At 61.9% G+C, this 19000-nt stretch carries 20 protein-coding genes; 17 read left to right on the forward strand and 3 right to left on the reverse strand.

Features of this window, described 5'->3' with window-relative positions; translation table 11 throughout:
• Positions 1 to 140 precede the first annotated feature (140 nt).
• From nifB to draG, 7 genes are all read left to right on the forward strand, one after another.
• On the forward strand, positions 141 to 1634 hold the full coding sequence (gene nifB, locus BLR25_RS00885; RefSeq protein WP_245715438.1) for a nitrogenase cofactor biosynthesis protein NifB: 1494 nt from the start codon (positions 141 to 143) through the stop codon (positions 1632 to 1634).
• Positions 1634 to 1912 (forward strand): 4Fe-4S dicluster domain-containing protein, encoded by a 279-nt coding sequence (locus BLR25_RS00890; protein WP_091932017.1) that lies wholly within the window; start codon positions 1634 to 1636, stop codon positions 1910 to 1912. Before nifB ends, BLR25_RS00890 begins: the two co-directional genes overlap by 1 nt.
• Before the next feature lie 10 nt (positions 1913 to 1922).
• On the forward strand, positions 1923 to 2369 hold the full coding sequence (locus BLR25_RS00895; RefSeq protein WP_091932021.1) for an ArsC/Spx/MgsR family protein: 447 nt from the start codon (positions 1923 to 1925) through the stop codon (positions 2367 to 2369).
• Complete coding sequence (locus tag BLR25_RS00900; protein WP_245715439.1) at positions 2366 to 3643, forward strand: FprA family A-type flavoprotein; 1278 nt, start codon at positions 2366 to 2368, stop codon at positions 3641 to 3643. The genes BLR25_RS00895 and BLR25_RS00900 overlap by 4 nt, the downstream gene beginning before the upstream one ends.
• Before the next feature lie 10 nt (positions 3644 to 3653).
• Positions 3654 to 3941: a 2Fe-2S iron-sulfur cluster-binding protein gene (locus tag BLR25_RS00905; protein ID WP_091932026.1), complete on the forward strand. Its 288-nt coding sequence runs from the start codon at positions 3654 to 3656 to the stop codon at positions 3939 to 3941.
• A gap of 46 nt (positions 3942 to 3987) precedes the next feature.
• The gene (locus BLR25_RS00910; protein ID WP_091932030.1) at positions 3988 to 4347 is read left to right on the forward strand and encodes a 2Fe-2S iron-sulfur cluster-binding protein; all 360 of its coding nucleotides are present in this window, start codon (positions 3988 to 3990) and stop codon (positions 4345 to 4347) included.
• A gap of 76 nt (positions 4348 to 4423) precedes the next feature.
• On the forward strand, positions 4424 to 5329 hold the full coding sequence (draG, locus tag BLR25_RS00915) for an ADP-ribosyl-[dinitrogen reductase] hydrolase (RefSeq protein WP_091933544.1): 906 nt from the start codon (positions 4424 to 4426) through the stop codon (positions 5327 to 5329).
• Here draG and BLR25_RS00920 read toward each other — a convergent pair.
• Together BLR25_RS00920 and BLR25_RS00925 are read right to left on the reverse strand one after the other, a co-directional pair.
• Positions 5322 to 6164, reverse strand: a complete 843-nt coding sequence (locus tag BLR25_RS00920) for an SIR2 family protein (RefSeq protein WP_091932035.1) — start codon at positions 6162 to 6164, stop codon at positions 5322 to 5324. The genes draG and BLR25_RS00920 overlap by 8 nt on opposite strands.
• 140 nt (positions 6165 to 6304) lie before the next feature.
• Positions 6305 to 7201 carry an NAD(+)--dinitrogen-reductase ADP-D-ribosyltransferase gene (locus tag BLR25_RS00925; RefSeq protein ID WP_091932038.1) on the reverse strand — a complete coding sequence of 299 codons (897 nt, stop codon included), beginning with the start codon at positions 7199 to 7201 and terminating at the stop codon, positions 6305 to 6307.
• 111 nt (positions 7202 to 7312) lie between these two features.
• On the opposite strand from BLR25_RS00925, the gene nifH reads away from it, so the two are divergent.
• The 8 genes from nifH to BLR25_RS00965 all read left to right on the forward strand — a co-directional run bounded on the left by nifH (position 7313) and on the right by BLR25_RS00965 (position 15550).
• The gene (nifH, locus tag BLR25_RS00930; RefSeq protein ID WP_091932041.1) at positions 7313 to 8203 is read left to right on the forward strand and encodes a nitrogenase iron protein; all 891 of its coding nucleotides are present in this window, start codon (positions 7313 to 7315) and stop codon (positions 8201 to 8203) included.
• A gap of 89 nt (positions 8204 to 8292) precedes the next feature.
• Positions 8293 to 9768 carry a nitrogenase molybdenum-iron protein alpha chain gene (gene nifD / locus BLR25_RS00935; RefSeq protein ID WP_091932045.1) on the forward strand — a complete coding sequence of 492 codons (1476 nt, stop codon included), beginning with the start codon at positions 8293 to 8295 and terminating at the stop codon, positions 9766 to 9768.
• 165 nt (positions 9769 to 9933) lie between these two features.
• Positions 9934 to 11499 (forward strand): nitrogenase molybdenum-iron protein subunit beta, encoded by a 1566-nt coding sequence (nifK, locus tag BLR25_RS00940; RefSeq protein WP_218122589.1) that lies wholly within the window; start codon positions 9934 to 9936, stop codon positions 11497 to 11499.
• Between the two features lie 84 nt (positions 11500 to 11583).
• Positions 11584 to 11805 (forward strand): putative nitrogen fixation protein NifT, encoded by a 222-nt coding sequence (gene nifT, locus BLR25_RS00945; protein WP_091932048.1) that lies wholly within the window; start codon positions 11584 to 11586, stop codon positions 11803 to 11805.
• Positions 11806 to 11831: 26 nt separating this feature from the next.
• Positions 11832 to 12029, forward strand: a complete 198-nt coding sequence (locus BLR25_RS00950; RefSeq protein ID WP_091932052.1) for a 4Fe-4S dicluster domain-containing protein — start codon at positions 11832 to 11834, stop codon at positions 12027 to 12029.
• 59 nt (positions 12030 to 12088) lie between these two features.
• Positions 12089 to 12802, forward strand: a complete 714-nt coding sequence (locus BLR25_RS00955) for a dinitrogenase iron-molybdenum cofactor biosynthesis protein (RefSeq protein ID WP_091932056.1) — start codon at positions 12089 to 12091, stop codon at positions 12800 to 12802.
• Positions 12803 to 12831: 29 nt separating this feature from the next.
• Entirely contained in the window at positions 12832 to 13788 is a 957-nt protein-coding gene (locus BLR25_RS00960) for a hypothetical protein (protein WP_091932060.1), read from the forward strand.
• A gap of 442 nt (positions 13789 to 14230) precedes the next feature.
• Entirely contained in the window at positions 14231 to 15550 is a 1320-nt protein-coding gene (locus BLR25_RS00965; protein ID WP_091932064.1) for a DcaP family trimeric outer membrane transporter, read from the forward strand.
• A gap of 156 nt (positions 15551 to 15706) precedes the next feature.
• Here BLR25_RS00965 and BLR25_RS00970 read toward each other — a convergent pair whose 3' ends face one another.
• Entirely contained in the window at positions 15707 to 17356 is a 1650-nt protein-coding gene (locus tag BLR25_RS00970; protein ID WP_176785695.1) for a methyl-accepting chemotaxis protein, read from the reverse strand.
• Positions 17357 to 17924: 568 nt separating this feature from the next.
• On the opposite strand from BLR25_RS00970, the gene BLR25_RS21880 reads away from it, so the two are divergent.
• Positions 17925 to 18221: a caspase family protein gene (locus BLR25_RS21880; protein WP_143009723.1), complete on the forward strand. Its 297-nt coding sequence runs from the start codon at positions 17925 to 17927 to the stop codon at positions 18219 to 18221.
• Positions 18157 to 18753: a caspase family protein gene (locus tag BLR25_RS00975; RefSeq protein WP_176785696.1), complete on the forward strand. Its 597-nt coding sequence runs from the start codon at positions 18157 to 18159 to the stop codon at positions 18751 to 18753. The genes BLR25_RS21880 and BLR25_RS00975 overlap by 65 nt, the downstream gene beginning before the upstream one ends.
• Positions 18754 to 19000 lie beyond the last annotated feature (247 nt).

Genomic DNA, 19000 nt, shown 5'->3' on the forward strand with positions numbered 1-19000 from the left:
GACACGCAGCCTCCCGGTTTGTTTGTCTTGCTACATAAACCACTTTGAATAAAAGCCAGCAATAACAGCGGCTTGCGCCAACATCGCCGTTTGGCACGTCGATTGCTCAAGGCACATGGACACAGCGTGCGGAGACTATCGTGGAGCATCCAGACATCATCATTCCGGTCGTACCGGCTTCGGGCGGCTGTAGCGCCAGCGCATGCGGGGCGTCTGCGCGGCAGATGGGCGGGTTGCCGGAGGCGGTCCGTCGCAAGGTCGAAGAACATCCGTGCTATTCGGAGCAGGCGCATCATTATTTCGCGCGCATGCATGCGGCCGTCGCGCCGGCGTGCAACATCCAGTGCAACTACTGCAACCGCAAGTACGACTGCGCCAACGAATCGCGTCCCGGCGTCGTTTCCGAAGTGCTGACGCCCGAACAGGCGGTGCAAAGGACGCTGGCCGTGGGAGCGGCGATTCCGCAGATGTCGGTGCTCGGCATCGCCGGCCCGGGCGACCCGCTGGCCAATCGCGAACGCACCTTCGCGACCTTCCGCCTGCTTGCCGAGAAGGCGCCGGACATCAAGCTGTGCGTGTCGACCAACGGCCTCGCCTTGCCCGAGTGCGTCGACGAACTGAGCCAGCACGCCATCGAACACGTGACGATCACCATCAACTGCGTCGATCCCGACATCGGCGCGAAGATATACCCGTGGATCTTCTGGCAGCACCGCCGCGTACGCGGGCGCGCCGCCGCCGAGATCCTCATCGCGCAGCAACAGAAGGGACTGGAAATGCTGGTGGCGCGCGGCATCCTGGTCAAGGTCAATTCGGTGCTGATTCCCGGCGTCAATGACGGCCACCTCGAAGAGGTCTCGCGCATCGTCAAGGCCAAGGGTGCGTTCCTGCACAACGTCATGCCGCTGATCGCCGCGCCGGAACACGGCACTTTCTACGGACTGACCGGCCAGCGCGGCCCGACGGCGGCCGAGCTGAAAGCCGTGCAGGACGCCTGCGCCGGCGACATGACGATGATGCGCCATTGCCGCCAGTGCCGCGCCGATGCGGTCGGCCTGCTCGGCGAAGATCGCGGCGCCGAGTTCACGCTGGAGAAAGTGGCGGCGATGGAAATCGACCACGAAGCCGCGCTGGCGCGCCGACTGGCGTTCCGCGAACAGGTGCGCGCCGAACTGGAAGCGAAACGCACCCAGGCCGCGACGCAGGTGATCGCCCTGCACCGGCCGCCGCGCAAACCGCTCGGACGCCCGGTGCTGATGGCCGTCGCGACCAAGGGCAACGGCATAATCAATGAGCATTTCGGCTACGCGCGTGAATTCCTGGTGTATGAAGCAAGCGAAGCCGGCGTTCGCCTGATCGGCCACCGCAAGACGGAAAAATACTGTGGCGGCAGCGAGACCTGCGGCGACGGCGAGTCGAGGATCGACCGCATCGTCCGTACGCTCGAAGGCTGCGAGGCGGTGCTCTGCGCGCGCATCGGCATCGAACCGTGGAGCCGGCTGGAAGCGGCCGGCATCCGCCCGGATACCGAACACGCCATGGAAGCGATCGAGGCGGCCGTGGCGGCGGTGTGGCGCGCGATGCTGGAAAAAGGCGAACTCGCCGATGCCGCGACGGAAAGGCAGCGTGCGTGATGGCGCTGCGAATTGTCGACACCTGCGTCAATTGCTGTGCCTGCGAGCCGCTGTGCCCGAGCCGGGCGATCCGGGCGGCGAAGCCGCATTTCCTGATCGATGCATCGGCATGCGGCGAGTGCCTCGGCGACTACGCCGATCCCCAATGCGCCTCAATCTGTCCGATCGAGGGCGCGATCGTCAATGCACTGAATGAGCCGCTCAACCCGCTCGGCTCGCTAACGCACCTGCCGCCCGAGCTGTGGGCTGCGATGCGCCCGGCATCAGGCACTCCCTAGGAGAACGACGATGGCCACCGTGGTGTTCTACGAAAAGCCGGGATGCGCCGGCAACGCCTGGCAGAAGTCCTTGCTGGAAGCATCCGGCCATACCGTCGTGGCACGCGACATTCTGCATACCGACTGGCGGCGCCTGCAACTGCTGCCCTTCCTCAAGTCGCTGCCGATATCGCAATGGTTCAACCGCAACGCGCCGCTGATCCAAAGCGGCGCGATCAATCCGGAAGCCTTCGATGCCGCCGACGTGACGACCGTGCTCGACCTGCTGGTCGAGCATCCGCTGCTGATCCGGCGTCCGCTGCTCGACGTCGATGGCATCTGCCAGGCCGGCTTCGACATCCGCACGATCCATGCGTGGATCGGCCTTTCCGCCGCTTTCGACGGCGCGCCGGTGATCGGCAATCCCGAGGTCTGCCGGCACGGCGCCAACGGAACGACCTGTCCGGTGCGCGAATGAAACCGGCCGACATGAGTCTCTCGCCGGATCCGGGTCACGGCGGCGCCGTCGAGATCGCCGAGCGGGTGCACTGGATCGGCGCCTTCGATCCGTGGCTGCGCAATTTCGACCTCGTGCTGAGGACCGAGCGGGGAACCTCGTACAACGCCTATGTCGTTCGCGGCAATCGTGGCGTCGCGGTCATCGACACGGTCAAGGCCGCTTTTTCGGACGAATTTTTCCGTCGCCTCGAATCCGTCGCGCAGTACGAGGAAATCCAGGCGATCGTACTCAACCACCTCGAACCCGACCATACCGGCGCGCTACCGGAACTGCTCCGCCGGGCGCCGAACGCGCGGCTCTACCTCTCGGCGCGCGCCAAGCCGATGCTCAAGGGACTGCTGCACGCCGACAGCCTGCCGGTCACGCCGGTAATCACGGGCGACACCGTCGATCTCGGTGGCCGCTCGCTGTCCTTCCTGACCACGCCCTGCCTGCACTGGCCGGACACGCAATGCACCTGGCTGGAAGATGCCGGCGTACTGTTCTCGGGCGACGCCTTCGGCAGCCACGTCTGCGATGCACGCCTGTTCGACGACGCGGTCGGCGATTTCCGCCGCGACTTCGACTATTACTTCGCCCATCTGATGCGGCCATTCAAGGCGCATGTGCGCGAGGCGCTCGACCTGATCGATCCGCTGCCGATCCGCACGCTGGCGCCGGCCCACGGCCCGGTGCTGCGGGAAACGCCGCAGTACTACCTGCGCCGCTACCGACAGTTGGCCGGTCCGGCGGAACAACCCGAAGGCCGGCTCAAACGCCTGCATGTTTTCTATCTCTCGGCCTACGGCAGCACGCGCGCGATGGCCGGCGTGCTGGCGGCCGGCGCCGAATCGTCGGGTCTGCACGTGTCGCTGCACGATCTGGAAACCTGTGCCCCCGACCTGCTCATCGATCTCGTCGAGGAAGCCGACGCCATCGCCATCGGCAGCCCGACGATCAACGGCGACGCCGTCAAGCCGGTCTGGGACCTGCTGTCCTCGCTCAACGCCATCGAACTGCGCGGCAAGTTCGGCGCGGCCTTCGGCGCCTTCGGCTGGAGCGGCGAAGCGGTGCCCCTGATCGAAGAACGCCTGCGCGGCCTCAAGCTGCGCATCCCCCTGCCAGGCGTGCGCGCGCGCCTGATTCCGACCCCCGAGGAACTGGCCGCCTGTCGCCGCCTTGGCGTCGAGCTGGCAAAGCACCTGACCGGCAAGGCCGATCACCGAGTCATCGACATGGCCACGCTGGCCTGAAAGGAGAAGCATGCCCAAAGCGAATGTCACTTTCCAGGACGTCGGCATCACCGTCTCGGTGCCTGCCGGCACGCGCCTGATCGAAGTGTCGGAAAAGATCGGCGCCGGCATCACCTACGGTTGCCGCGAAGGCGAATGCTGCACCTGCCTGACCGAGGTCGTGTCCGGCTACGAACATCTCGCCGCGCCGTCAGTGCTCGAAGACCAGGTGCTGAAGGACAACCTGGCCCCGCGCCATCACCGCCTGGCTTGTCAGGCCCAGGTGCTCAAAGGCGATGTCATCGTCAAGCCGGCCTGACCGCCGGCGCTTTCTTCATCGTCCACTATCCACAGAGGAGTCAGACATGCCCACCATCACTTTCAGCAGCACGCTGCACAAGGACAAGACCGTCTATGCCGTCGCCGGCAGCCACAAGAAGACGATTCTCGATATCGCCAAGGAGAATCACGTCCCCATCGATTTCAGCTGCGGCGATGGCGAATGCGGCAACTGCCTGGTCAAGGTCTTCCCGCTCGATCGCAAGAAGCGCATGGCGCATCCGCTGACCGATCACGAGATCGCGATTCTCAAGGATATGGGCAAGGTGACGCAGGACGAGGTCGACAAGATGCTGGTCGACGATTTCATGCCGAACGAATGGCGACTGGCCTGTCAGATGGTCCTGCGCGACGAGGACCTCATCGTCGAGTATCCGAGCCGCTGAGGACGACGGGGGCCGTCCTGTGGCGAGCCCCGCCCCGACGAATGACCGGCAAGCCAACGGCGAAGCAGGTGCCGACATGAACAGCGCGCGCGTCGCCCGCGCCGAAGCCGCCTATCTCGGATTGGCGCTTGGCGACGCGCTGGGCGCGACGGTCGAATTCATGACGCCGCGCGAGATCGCGCAACGTTACGGCGTCCATGGCGAGATCCGCGGTGGCGGCTGGCTGAACATCAAACCCGGCCAGGTCACCGACGATACGACGATGGCATTGGCGCTCGGCAAGGCGATCCTCGACGACAACGGCGAAGTCAGCGCGCTCTCCTGCGCGCGCGCGTTCGACGCCTGGATGCGCGGCAAACCGATCGACATCGGCAACACCGTGCGGCGCAATCTCGTCGCCTTCCGGCGCAGTGGCGACCCCGAGGCGAAACCCTCGGAATTCGACGCCGGCAATGGCGCGGCGATGCGCGTGCTGCCGGTGGCGCTGGCGCTGTTCGGCCGCGATGAAGCGACGATCCGCGCCGGCGTCCGCGCCCAGGCGCATGTGACGCACCACAATCCGGCGTCTGACGCCGCCTGCGAGTGCATCGTACTCGCCGTGCAACAGTTCATGCGCGGCGCCCCCCTGAGCGCCGTCTATCGCCGCTGCATCCTGCCCTACGTGACGGCCAATCCCGAGTGCTCCTATCGCACGCGGCGGCGCGAAAACCCGAGCGGCTGGATTGTCGAGACGATGCAGGTGGTGCTGCAGTCGCTGATGCAGACCGACAGCTTCGAAAGTTGCCTCGTCGATGCCGTCAATCGCGGCGGCGACGCCGATACGACCGGCGCCATCGTCGGCATGCTCGCCGGCGCCTGTTACGGGATCGAGGCGATTCCGCCGCGCTGGATCAGGGCGCTCGATCCGGCGGTGAGCCTCGCCTGTCGCAACCAGGCGCGTGCCCTGATGGCGTGCGCCGACAAGGCGACCGGCGCTACTTAAGCGTCTCCGCCTGTAGCAACGCCGACCAACTGTTCTCGATCAGCGCGATACCGATGCGTTCGAGGAAACGCCGCTCCTTGACCGTCGGGTCGGCGATCATCGCCCAGCCGGCGGGCGACCCCGCGCCATGGATCAGATCGGAAAGCACCATGCGTTCGGTATCGCGGTTGAGACGCATGCCGAGCAGCAGATACCGTTTCTCCCGACGCAGCGCCTTGACGAACGGCGGCACGGCAAAGCCGCCCATCAGCTCGGTAATGTAATCGACATAATCGGCATCCGAGGCGATGTAGCTCGGGTGCGGCCGTGGGCAGCCCATCGGCTTGAACAGGACCGGGAGACGCGGATCGGCCTCGTCGGGCAATATCGGTGCATAGACGGCGCCGTCGTGGCGGTACAGCTTGAAACGATAGCTCGTGCCACTGATCCGCGCGCAACCAAGGATCAGCGTATGCGGTGACCCGGCGTAGCTGTCCAGCAGCTGGGTGTCGCGATTGATGTCGATGACATAAGGCGGGCGGATCGATTGCAACCAGTCGTGCAGACTCGCCCGTGACCACTCGCGGTCGGCGTAGGTGTCGTGGAGGAAGCGGGTGACGGCCGTGCGTCCGCGCTTCAACTCGACGTTCATCGCCGCGCGCGAGAACTCGTACATCAGTTTCGCCGCCATCGGCCGGCCGCCGTTCATCGCGAGGATCAACTGCTCGCTGGTGGCGGGCATCTGCCCGCCCTTCTTCTTATGCACAACGTCGGCCAGCGCGCCGGCGCCGAGATAGGGAACGATGCTGCCGTCGTGCAGCCCGGATAGAAGTGTCGTGCGGAGCGTGGCGTCCATGGGCGATCCTCGGTGAGTCCGGGAATCGCCATGCAAGAAACGCACCGCACGTCACCCCCGCCTCGTGACAAGGACCGGGCCGAGGTTCCCGCCATTCCACCGGGCAATGACGATGTCGTCTTGTCGCGTTTGCGACAAAGCTACAGCGTGGCGAGCGAGACGTCGTACACGCCGCCGATGACGAGGTATTCCTCCTCGCCCTTGAGCACGCCGGGAATCAGCGCATGGCTGAAGAACACCTTTTCGACCGGGACGCGGGTGGCGAGGATGGTGTCGCCGAACTCGCCGGCGCGCTCGCGCGACGAACTGAACGATGTGAGGTTGTTGAACAGCACGACCTGACGGCGCCCGCTCTTGTTCAACACTTCATGTTCGTTGATGCGGTTGGTGCCGCGGAACAGTTCGATCCATTTTGTCTCCGGCGCGCGACGCCGGTATTCATACTGACTGAAGGCGTAGAGCAGGTCGAGCTGGCTTTCGAGCGCGTTGGTGCCGTACAGGCCGGCCGAGCGCATTTCCTGATAACGCAGGTAGCCCCGGCCGGAAAAATCGCGAAGCGGCTCACCGTGAAAGCGCGCGAGCAGTCCGAAACGCGATTCCACCCAGCCCTTGAGCACGGCGCCTTCACGCCCGTCCGAGTCGAAGCTCCAGCCGCGGATCACGCGCATCCAGTTGGCCTTGGCACGCCCCCGCGAGCGTTCGCTCAGCCCGGCCTCCTCCAGGCTCTCCAGGCAGAAGCGCACCGTCACGTAGTCGCGGAAGGCCTCGGCGCGCACGGCCCGGTCGTCGATGGCGTCAAGGCGGCGGAAGAGATCGGCGTGCAACTCGGCAACGCTGTCGAGCTGAAGCGGAGTCGGATGACGCTGGAACGTCAGGCTCCCCAATATGACAGGCGGGACATTGCAGCGATTGATCGGCAGGCGCGCGTAACGCGGCAGCGAGGGACTGTCGTTGTCGGCAGCGCGACAAACGCCCGGCGCATTGTCGGGTTTCCCCGTATCTTCCACCGCGTTGTCCTTCTGTGATTTTTCCGTCATTACAAGCACTTAGGCAATGTTTTTAGTTGTGGCACGGTCCTTGCGAAGTCTTGCACGGGACCCGGGATTTTCCTAACACCCGAAAGAAACACAGACATAGGAGATTGCACCATGGCTAAGCTTCGTCAAGCCGCTATTTATGGCAAAGGTGGTATCGGCAAGTCAACCACAACCCAGAACCTGGTCGCCGCGCTGGCCGAGGCCGGGCAGAAGGTCATGATCGTCGGCTGCGACCCGAAAGCCGACTCGACCCGCCTGATCCTGCACAGCAAGGCTCAGACCACCGTCATGCACCTGGCGGCCGAAGCCGGATCGGTTGAAGACCTTGAACTCGAAGACGTGCTGGCCGTCGGCTACGGCGGTGTCAAATGCGTCGAGTCGGGCGGACCGGAGCCAGGCGTCGGTTGTGCCGGCCGCGGCGTCATCACCGCCATCAACTTCCTCGAGGAAGAAGGCGCCTATGACGAAGAACTCAACTTCGTCTTCTACGACGTGCTCGGCGACGTCGTCTGCGGCGGTTTCGCCATGCCGATCCGCGAGAACAAGGCGCAGGAAATCTACATCGTCTGCTCCGGCGAAATGATGGCCATGTATGCCGCCAACAACATCGCCAAGGGCATCGTCAAGTACGCCAATTCCGGCAGCGTGCGTCTGGCCGGCCTCATCTGCAACAGCCGCAAGACCGACCGTGAAGACGAACTGATCATGGCACTGGCGGCCAAGCTCGGCACGCAGATGATCCACTTCGTACCGCGCGACAACGTCGTCCAGCACGCCGAAATCCGCCGCATGACGGTCATCGAATACGACCCGAACTGCGGTCAGGCCGACGAGTACCGCGCGCTGGCACGGAAGATCATGGACAACAAACTGTTCGTCATTCCGACGCCGCTCGAGATGGAAGAGCTGGAAGACCTGCTGATGGAGTTCGGCATCATGGAGGTGGAAGACGAAACCATCATCGGCAAGACGGCGGCGGAACTCGCGGCCGAGGCAGCCTGAGTCTCGGCGGCAGCGTCACCGGAAACCTGAGTTAACGATCACGGGCGCCGTGTCGAGCTGAAGACCGCCGCCCCGACAGGAGAAGCAAAATGAGCTTGCTCAACCGCGAAGAAGCCGAAGCCCTCATCCAGGAGGTGCTCGAGGTTTATCCCGAAAAGGCCAAGAAGGACCGGGCCAAACACCTGATGGTCAATGACAAGGCCATTACGCAGTCGAAGAAGTGCATCACCTCCAACCGCAAGTCGGTGCCGGGCGTGATGACGCAGCGCGGCTGCGCCTACGCCGGCGCACGCGGCGTGGTGTGGGGACCGTTCAAGGACATCATCGCCATCTCGCACGGCCCGATCGGCTGCGGCCAGTATTCGCGCGGCGGCCGCCGCAATTATTTCGCCGGCACCTCGGGCATCGATTCGTTCTGCGACGTGATGTTCTCGTCGGACTTCCAGGAGAAGGACGTCGTCTTCGGCGGCGACAAGAAACTCGCCAAGCTGATCGACGAGGTCGAAGGGCTGTTCCCGCTCTCCAAGGCGCTTTCCGTGCAATCCGAATGTCCGATCGGCCTGATCGGCGACGACATCGAAGCCGTCTCAAAGAAGAAGGCGGCCGAGATCGGCAAGACCATCGTCCCGGTCCGCTGCGAAGGTTTCCGCGGCGTCTCGCAATCGCTCGGCCACCACATCTCCAACGACGCGATCCGCGACTGGATCATCTCCAATCGCGACGGCAAGCTCGAACCGGGCGGCCCCTATGACGTCGCGATTCTCGGCGACTACAACATCGGCGGCGATGCCTGGGCGTCGCGCATCCTGCTCGAAGAAATGGGACTCAACGTCGTCGCGCAGTGGTCCGGCGACGGCACCATCGCCGAGATCGAAAACACGCCGAAGGTCAAGCTCAACCTGCTGCACTGCTACCGTTCGATGAACTACATCGCGCGGCACATGGAAGAGAAGTACGGGATTCCCTGGCTCGAATACAACTTCTTCGGTCCGTCGAAGATTGCCGCGAGCCTGCGCGAGATCGCCTCGCACTTCGACGACACGATCAAGGAAGGCGCCGAGCGCGTGATCGCCAAGTACAAGCCGGCGATGGACGCGATCATCGCCAAGTTCCGCCCGCGTCTCGAAGGCAAGAAAGTCATGCTCTATGTCGGCGGCCTGCGTCCGCGCCACACGGTCGGCGCCTACGAAGATCTCGGCATGGAAGTCATCGGCGCCGGCTACGAGTTCGCGCACAACGACGATTATGACCGCACGATGCACGACCTCAAGGACACGACGCTGATCTACGACGATGCGACCGGTTACGAGCTTGAAGAGTTCGTACGCCAGTTGAAGCCCGATCTGGTCGGCTCCGGCATCAAGGAGAAATACACCTTCCACAAGATGGGCGTGCCCTTCCGCCAGTTGCACTCATGGGACTACTCCGGCCCGTACCACGGCTTCGACGGCTTCGCTGTCTTCGCCCGCGACATGGACATGGCGGTGAACAACCCGTGCTGGACCCTGTTCAAGGCGCCCTGGCAGAAGCCGGCCGAAAGTACGGCGGAAGCAGAAGCCGCGTAAGGACAACCCCACGGCATGCGCAGCGGGCACGACGAAATGCGAAGGCAAGACCATGTCATGGTTGCTCGCCGTGCCCGCCGCGTCGCCGGAGTGAAAAGTCGTTGATCGAATTCCCTCAACTTCTGTTCGCGTCCACGGATGAGTGGCCGGACAAAGGAGATGCAAATGCAAGTCGCTGACAAAATCAAACCCTGTTTTCCGCTCTTCGCCGAGCCGGAGTATCAGAACATCTTCGAGAGCAAGCGCGCTTACGAAGAGCGCCATCCGAAGGAAAAGGTACAGGAAGTGTTCGAGTGGACGACCACTCAGGAGTACCAGGATCTCAACTTCAAGCGCGAAGCGCTGACGGTCAATGCGGCCAAGGCCTGCCAGCCGCTCGGCGCGGCGCTGTGCGGCCTCGGCTTCGAGAAGACGATGGTCTACATCCACGGTTCGCAAGGCTGCGTGGCGTACTTCCGCACCTACTTCAACCGGCACTTCAAGGAACCGATCGCCTTCATCGCCGATTCGATGACCGAAGACGCGGCGGTGTTCGGCGGCCAGAAGAACGTGCATGAAGGCCTGCAGAACGCGACCAAGCTATATGACGCCAAGATGATCGCGGTGTGCACCACCTGCATCGCCGAAGTCATCGGCGACGACCTCGGCGCCTTCATCGGCAACGCGCGCAAGGAGGGCTATGTCGACAAGGACTTCCCGATCCCCTACGCCAACACGCCGTCCTTCGTCGGCTCGCACATCACCGGCTGGGATAACATGTTTGAAGGCGTCGCCAAGTACTTCACCCTCAAGGAAATGGAAGGCAAGGCGCCGGGCAGCAACGGCAAGATCAACATCGTGCCGGGCTTCGAGACTTACCTCGGCAACTACCGCGTGATCAAGCGCTACATGACCGAGATGGGCGTCGATTACAGCTATCTCTGCGATCCTGAAGAAGTCCTCGACACGCCGGCAACCGGCGAATACGCAATGTACGCCGGCGGCACGACGATCGATGAGGTCAAGGACGCGCCGAACGCGATCACCACCTTCCTGCTGCAATCGACGACGCTGGAAAAGTCGAAGAAATATATCGAGAACACCTGGAACCACGAAGTCCCAAAGCTCAGTATCCCGATGGGCGTCGAATGGACCGATGCGTTCCTGATGAAGGTCTCGGAAGTCACCGGCAAGGCAGTTCCGGCGTCGATCACCAAGGAGCGCGGTCGCCTCATCGATATGATGACCGACTCGCACCAGTGGCTGCACGGCAAGAAGATGGCGGTATTCGGCGACCCGGATTTCGTCATGGGCCTCGTCAAGTTCATGCTCGAACTCGGCATCGAGCCGACGCACATCGTCTGCAACAACAGCAACAAGCGTTGGGAAAAGGCGATGAAGAAAGTGCTCGAGGAATCGCCCTACGGCATTCACGCCAAGCTCTATCCGGGATGCGACCTGTGGCACCTGCGCAGCCTCTGCTTCACCGACAAGCCGGATTTCGTCATCGGCAGCAGCCTCGGCAAGTTCATCCAGCGCGACACGTTGCACAAGGGACCGGAGTTCGAAGTGCCGCTGATCCGCATGGGCTTCCCGATCTTCGACCGGCATCACCTGCACCGCATGACGACGCTCGGCTATGAAGGCGGCATGTACATCCTGACGACGCTGACCAACGCTGTGCTGGAACGTCTCGACGAGCAGACCAAGCTGCTTGGCAAAACGGACTACAACTTCGACCTGGTGCGCTAGTGACCTCGGAACGAAGCGCCGATACGTCCGTCATTGCGGCCTGCGCCGCAATGACGGCGTCTTGCCAGCGAAAGGAAAAATGACATGGCCAACATCATGATCCGCAAGGGCGACCGCGGCTACGTGTTCTACATGCCCAAGCGAGACATCGAGGACTCGATCGTCTCGATGGAGTTCGATTCACCGGAGAAGTGGGGCGGCGAAATCAAGCTCGGCAACGGCGGCATTTACTACATCGAGCCGCAGACGGCGCCGGCGCGCCTGCCGTATTCGCTGCGCGCCAGGCGCATCGACGGCGTCGAGTGAATCGTTGAACTGAAAGGAGAAACATCATGGCAATGAAGATTACGCAATCCGAATGCACCTCCTGCGGCGACTGCGTGCCGGTCTGCCCGACCAAGTCGATCGTCGAGAAGGGCGGCATTTTCAAGATCAACAAGGACAGCTGCACCGAGTGCGACGACGAGGCCGATTCGCCGAAGTGCCAGGACACCTGTCCGGGTGGCGACACCTGCATCGTCTACGCCTGACCTCAAGACCGTCATTGCGGCGAATGCCGCAATGACGGGCGATCCGTTGGAGAAGTGTCATGACCGCACAAATCACCCGCGAGGCCGCACTGCGCCTCGGCATGGCCGCCAGGGAACTCGACGGCCTCAGCGCCGCGGCGTTCGCCCAGGCCGTTGGCGATCGTCTCGGACTGCCGCTGACGGAGACGCGACTGGCGGCGATCACCGTGACCGATCTGCGCGAAATTCTCGCCGGCAACCATGCCGAGAAAGACTGCGCGGTCGGCGTCGAACCGGAAAAGCTCAAGCAGGTCGCGCGACTGCTGTGGGGCGAGGACCTGGCCTTCAGCGAATTGCCGCCGCTCGACAGCCACAGCGACGGCGACATGCCGGGTTCGATCCGCGCTGCCTGCGCTTCGAATACCGGCGAGGTACTCGACGGACATTTCGGCTCCTGCGAACGCTTTCTCATTTATCAACTCTCGCCTGCCGAATCGCGCCTGATCGCCATCCGCCCGACCCTCGAAGCCGACCACGCCGAAGACCGCAACGCGGCACGCGCTGCGCTGATCGCCGACTGCGACGTCGTCTTCGTCCAGTCGATCGGCGGACCGGCGGCGGCCAAGGTGGTACGGGCCAGCGTGCATCCGGTCAAAATCCCCCGGCCGGAATCGGCGCGCGCCGTCGTCGCCCGTCTGCAGAATTCGCTGCGCCATCCGCCGCCCTGGCTGGCGCGGGTGATGGGGGTGCCGGCGCAGTCGCTGGAGAAGTTCGCGACGACGGACAACGCATGACGATTCAGGATTGAACGATGACACCTATCATGTCCAAGCAAACCCTCGATTTCGACGCTGCCGCGCGCAGTCTGTGTGTCGGCTTGCCCGTCTCTATCGGTGCATCCGGTCTGGCGCGCGAGTTGTCGGCAATTGCGCCGGATCGCGCCTTCCGCGATGTGCTGACGCGCGGCGGCTGGTTTCGGCTCGGTGGGGTTATCGACGCCACCGGCCGGCATATCGCCGACGATCTGACCCGTTGGGGCGAGTCCGAGTTGGCGAAGCACGAGGACGACCTGCGCGCCCTCTATGACGCCTGTGCCGGCAGCGGTTTGCGTGCGACCCGCTTGCTCGGGCGGACACATTACCTGGTAGCGGTCACCGGCACTCAGGCGGCGGATTTCGTTCAGGTCGAAATCGAGGAACTGCAGGAAACGGTCAGCCATGTGCTATTCGAGGGGCATGTGCCCGGCAGCCTCGAGGAACTCTTCGAAGCGCCGGAAGCCGGAGCAGCGACGAATGAACCGGTTTCCGTGCCGTTCTATGCGCTGCGCCGCATCACCAATGTGTCGGAACTGCTCAAGCGCATCGCCGCGGAGAAACCCGAACCGCAGACGGTTCATCGCTTCTTCGATGCCTGGCAGGCGAGCAGTGCCGGTCAAACCACGCATTTCAGCAATCATTGGGTCCTCGCCGTACGCGAGTACCTTGACCGCTATCGCCAGTCCATCCAGCAAGCGACGCCCGTCGCCGCCCTGAACGGCCCATCGCCGAAATTTCTCAGTGCCTACGGGGCGAAAGGCCTGGCATTGGCCGAGGCATTGCAGCAGTTCGACCGACAGGCCGGCTATCCGATGGCCTGGTTCTTCCACATGCTGACCACAAAGAGCGTGCCGCAAGCCGTCGCCTACGCCGTCATCGACGATGTGCAGGACGGCTTCGCCTATTTGCCGGAACGCGACGTAAAGGTGCTCCGGAACTGGCTGCACCGGCCGTTCGGTTTCTGAATACACCGGATTCGGAATCTCGATCGATAGCGATACGGCGACAACGCCGGTCCGATGTGTAATGACCGAAAAACGACACTCACGGACACGCCCTAAACATACGCCTGCCGGAAATCTAGCCCGACGGTTTCCGTTTCGATAAACTGTACCCCGCTCCAATATACGTTGTTTATATGTAGTTGATTTTAAGATATAATTGCTTTTTTGCGTTTCTACCCATCAGCATTGGTATTGTCGGGGCTCGCAGCAATGCGGGCCTTTTTCATTTTAGTGGGGGGGTACGACGCGAACTTGGCACCCGAGTTCGTCGTTCGGCGCGCCCAGCCTCATGATCGATTTTTAGTTGCACCATGTCCGGGAGGGCGGTTGGCTGTCTTGAAACACGAGGCGGCTGATCGCCGTTTTGTTTTAACCATTACCTTGATATCAGGAATCAAACGTTATGACACACGTCAAAAAAATCGTCGCTGCGCTGTCCGCAGTGGGAATGATTGCCGCTTCGGCGCCGGTCTTTGCCGGTGAAGTGGAGGAACTGCGCGCGGCCGTGCAAAAGCTGCTCGCTCGCGTCGAACAGCTCGAAGCACAGAAGGCGGCGGCGCCCGCCCCGGCTGCTGCCCCCGCCGCCGCTGCGCCCGCCCCTGCGGCCGTCGTCGTGACCGCCGGCGATCTGCCCAACTCGATCAAAGTGCCGGGAACCAACACCTCCCTGCGCGTCTATGGTTACGTCCAGACCGATGCCACGTATGACATGCGCGGCAAGAACAGCGACACCAAGGACAACGGCGACTGGTCGAGCATGATTGCCGCCCAACCGCTCAACAAATCGGCCGACGGCCAGCGCAAGGGCCAGCTCTACATGACCGCCCGCACCTCGCGCCTGGGCATCGAAACGAGCACGGCCAGCGATGTCGGCCCGATCGGCACCAAGATCGAAGCTGACTTCAACGCGCCGAACGACCACGGCGGCGAACTGCTGACGAACTCGCAACTGTTCCGTCTGCGCCACGCCTACGGCACGGTCGGTCGCTTCCTCGTCGGCCAGACCTGGTCGAACTTCTCCGACATGGATTCCTTCGTCGATTCCGTCGATTACAACGGTGTCGGCACGCAGACCTTCGTGCGTCAGCCGCAGATCCGCTACACGCAGCCGATCAATGCATCCACGTCCCTGGCGGTTGCCGTGGAAAATCCCCAAAGCTACTCGGCCGGAACGTCGACGAGCTTCGACCGTACGCCGGACGTCACTGCCCGCTTCACCACCAAGGGCAACTGGGGCCACCTGTCGGCCAGCACGATCTTCCAGCAATATCGTAACGACCAGCACAGCAAGAGCGCGCTGGGCCTCGGCATCGGCGGCAGCCTGAAGATCAGCGCCAACGACACGATCGTGGCACAGGTCAAGGGCGGTAACGGCATCGGCCGCTACATGCTCAACTCGCTCGTCCAGAGCGCTTACGAAAATGGCACCGGCATCGATCTGTGGAAGACGGTCGGCGGCCACGTCGGCCTGACTCATGCATGGGCGCCGACGATCCGTTCGAACCTGATCTATGCCTACACCCGTTTCTCCGGAAACGCCGCGCTGGAAAGCCAGACCGACGTGAACCAGAAGATCAACGAAGCAATGATCAATACGTTCTGGACCGTTGCCAAGAACACCGAAGTCGGCATCGAGTACGCCTATGGCCAGCGCACCACCTTCGCCAACGACAAGGGCACGCAGAACCGCATCAACGCGACGTTCCGCTACAACCTGTTCTAATCAGCGCGTCAGCTTCACGAACGACAACGGCAGCGGATTTCCCGCTGCCGTTTTTTTCGTCGACCGTCCGGACCTGAACGATCTCGCACTGGGTGCACCGCTCATCTTGCGACGACAGCCCGTCGCCTCACGGCGGCCATCCATTCCGGGAAATGCTCAGATCAGCACGGCCGGATCGACATTGATGCGCAAACCGCCCCAGTGGCGCCCGCTGACGCTGATGGGCGTACCGATCTCGGTCAACACCCGACCCGTACCCGCCTGACTGTAGGTTTGCGCGCAGAAAGCTTCCGTATTCTGCGCCGACCGTATGCCGACCGGATCGTTGAAGATGCGTTTATGCCGACTGAACGCAACATCGTTCTCCGGGTTGCCGGTCTGGACCGAGAACTTCCGGCAATGCGTCGGCGCATAGCCCTTGATATCGACGGCGATCAATGACACCGCGCCGGGAATCGTCGTCAGCATTTCTTCATAGATTGCCTGCAGATCCTTTTCGACCGCCTTGTCATAGGCCGTTTCATACTTGGCCGGCGTAATCCCCGGAATCTGCCGATAGTTCTGGTCGAACACGTTGATGCCACGATCGGCGTAGGACTGCAGCAGCGCCTGGACCTGATCGCGATACGCATAACACTGTCCGAGCACCTGTTCGAATTTCCCGTAGCCGAGCCGGAAGCGGGCGCCTGAGGCGAGGATGCCTTCGGTCGACGCGCTCAAGGCATTCGCCGACACCAGGGAGGCGCGCATTCGCCCGCCCATGTCGCTGGAGAGCGCGTCGATTTCCTTGGCGCGGTCGAGAATGCCGAGATTGGCCGTCTCGAGTTCATGCGCGGCTTCGGCCATCGAACACAGGCCCTCCGAGGTCACGTTGAAGTTCTCGACGATACTGCTGAAGCTCGCCGACGCCCGCTGGACCGCCTCACGCGCATGTTGGGTATCGTGGCAGACCTGATGCGTCACCTCCATGGTGTCATCGGCCAGCGCCGTCATTTCGTGGGCGCTGGCGGTGATCGTCCCGGCAGCGCTCTTGGCCCGTTCGGCGAGCTTTCTGACTTCGTCGGCAACCACCGCGAATCCGCGTCCCTGCTCCCCCGCCCGCGCCGCTTCGATCGCAGCGTTCAACGCAAGCAAATTCGTTTGATCGGAGATTTCCTGGATCAGCTGAATGATCTGGCTGATGTTATGAGCATGCTTCGAAAGCGACTCGACGGTAACGCGAAACGTCTGCTGTCGCTCGTTAATCGTGTGGATATCCTCGACCAGTTCGTTCAACTCGACTTCCGATTTCTTGGCTGCGGCCAGATGCTCTGCAGCACGCTGATTCAGGGCTTCGACCTGTTGTGCGACATGGACGACGGTATCGGTCACGGCGGCACACGAACTGGCGATGTCCCGGGACGCCGCTTCCTGCGATTCGGCCGACGTCACCGCAGCGGTGATATTTTGTTTGAGTTGTACCGATTCCGACGCAATCCGCACCGTTTGGGCGCGAATCATGTCGATCAGGCGCCGCAACGCGGCCATCAGGGTGTTATAGCAACTCCCGATCCGCGCATAGGCAGAGCCATCGAGCCCTGCCGCATCCCGTGAGAGGTCGCCTTCGCTGGAAGCCGCGCCCTCGAGAACATCGCTGATCACGGCAATAGGTTGGCACATCTTGCGCATCAACACATAGACGCTTCCGACCGTACCGACCACGGCGAACACCATCATCATGATCGCCAGCGAGTAAGCGGGCTGCTCCGTCCCTTGCTGCGAGAGCGAGAAAAATGCCAACGGGAGGGCGGAAAGCAGCGCAACCACGCCTCCTGCATAGAATGACCAACGAAGAGACTGCGCAAAAAAATCGCGATCATTGGCAATCTGCACTTGCATAGAATCCCCCCAATTTCTATTCAACCGACGAGCGACGGCATCGCCCCCCGCGCTCCGTCACTCCTTGTATTTTCTCGATTATTTTGCTGCCAAAGAAAGACAGAGGCATCGCCATTTCAGGAATTTCTACTATGCCATAGATCGATTGTCATAGGATAGCGGGCATAAATGCGAGCTGCCAGAGGAAGGCGGTTCGCAAGGAAGCGCTTTGGTTTCCTATCAAAATCGCCTATCTCTGGCGTTGCTTGCAGATCACCCGCATTAGCGCGGATAGGTCATGAAAACCCTGCGGGTATTACGAATCCAGAACATCTCCCGTCAAGACATCGCCTCAAGCATCTTGTCATATCATCCCGTTTAAGCGCAGAATTCCTACGGCCCCAAGCCCTGTCAGCTGGCGCATTTTCAACACAAGCATCGAGCATTACTGCAAACGATTTAGTCATGAATTTTTTGCAGCCATTTCATCGGTCATTTGGCATCCTGGTTCGTGTTAATGACCGGAAGCGCGATTGCCGCAGACAAGTTGGACAAGCCTGCCCCCGGAATCAGGGATGCCGGGGCCAGAGTCGCGGTCGTCATAAGAAACTGCCGCGATCCGTCAGGCGCATTGGAAAACCCGAAAAACGATGCCACGGTTATGGCCGCAGCCTTAAGAAGGCTCGGTTTTGACGTTGAGCTTAAAATCGACGCGACCAAGTCCGATCTCGACGGAATACTCAAACGGCTTGGCAAAATCGACAGTGGCGCTGGTCTTTTACGCAGGCCATGGCGTTCAGGTCAATGGCGTTAATTTTCTGATCCCCATCGATGCGGCGCCGCAAAACGAACGCGACCTCAAGCACGAGCTGGTTCGCCTCGATGATGTCATCGATGACATGGCGAGTGCCAAGATCAAACTCATATTCTTTGATCCCTGCCGCGACAATCCTTTCGCCAGAAGCTTCAGCCGCGGATCGGCGAGAGAGCTTGCCGCCCCCTCCGAGGCTTCGGGCACTCTGATTTCGTTTTCCACGAAGCACGGCAATACGGCAGCCGATGGCGACGGGAAGAACAGCCCCTACACATCAGCCTTGCTTGCGGTATTGGAAAGCCAGCCGCAGATGGAGATCGAGCAGATGCTGCGCAAAGTGCAGCAGGAAGTGAAACGCTTGACACGAGGACAGCAGGGGCCATCGCGTTATGGCTCCCTGGATGGCGATTTCTATTTCCGTCCCCCGGAGGTTGAAGACTCGGCAACGCTTTCCAGAGAAACCGTCGACAAGGCCATTTCCGACGCCGTTGCTGAAACCGTAAAGAAAGCAACCGAGCGCTCGGACTCCTGACCTACTCCCCGAGGATAGTCCGGAAATGAAGTAGGGGCTGCCTCATATAGCCAGTCCCACAACAAAAAAACGGGCCTCCTGATGGAAGCCCGTTCGTAAGGAAACGCTTTCGTTGCCTATCGAGAACGCTTAAATCCCAAGCCGCTTGCAGATCTCCAGCGTCAGGGCAGACTGGTTCATCAAACTCTTTTGAGTGGTACAAATCCGAAGTATCTTCCACCATGGCACCATCCCAAGCTTCTTGGCA

Source organism: Propionivibrio dicarboxylicus (assembly GCF_900099695.1).
GTDB lineage: Bacteria > Pseudomonadota > Gammaproteobacteria > Burkholderiales > Rhodocyclaceae > Propionivibrio > Propionivibrio dicarboxylicus.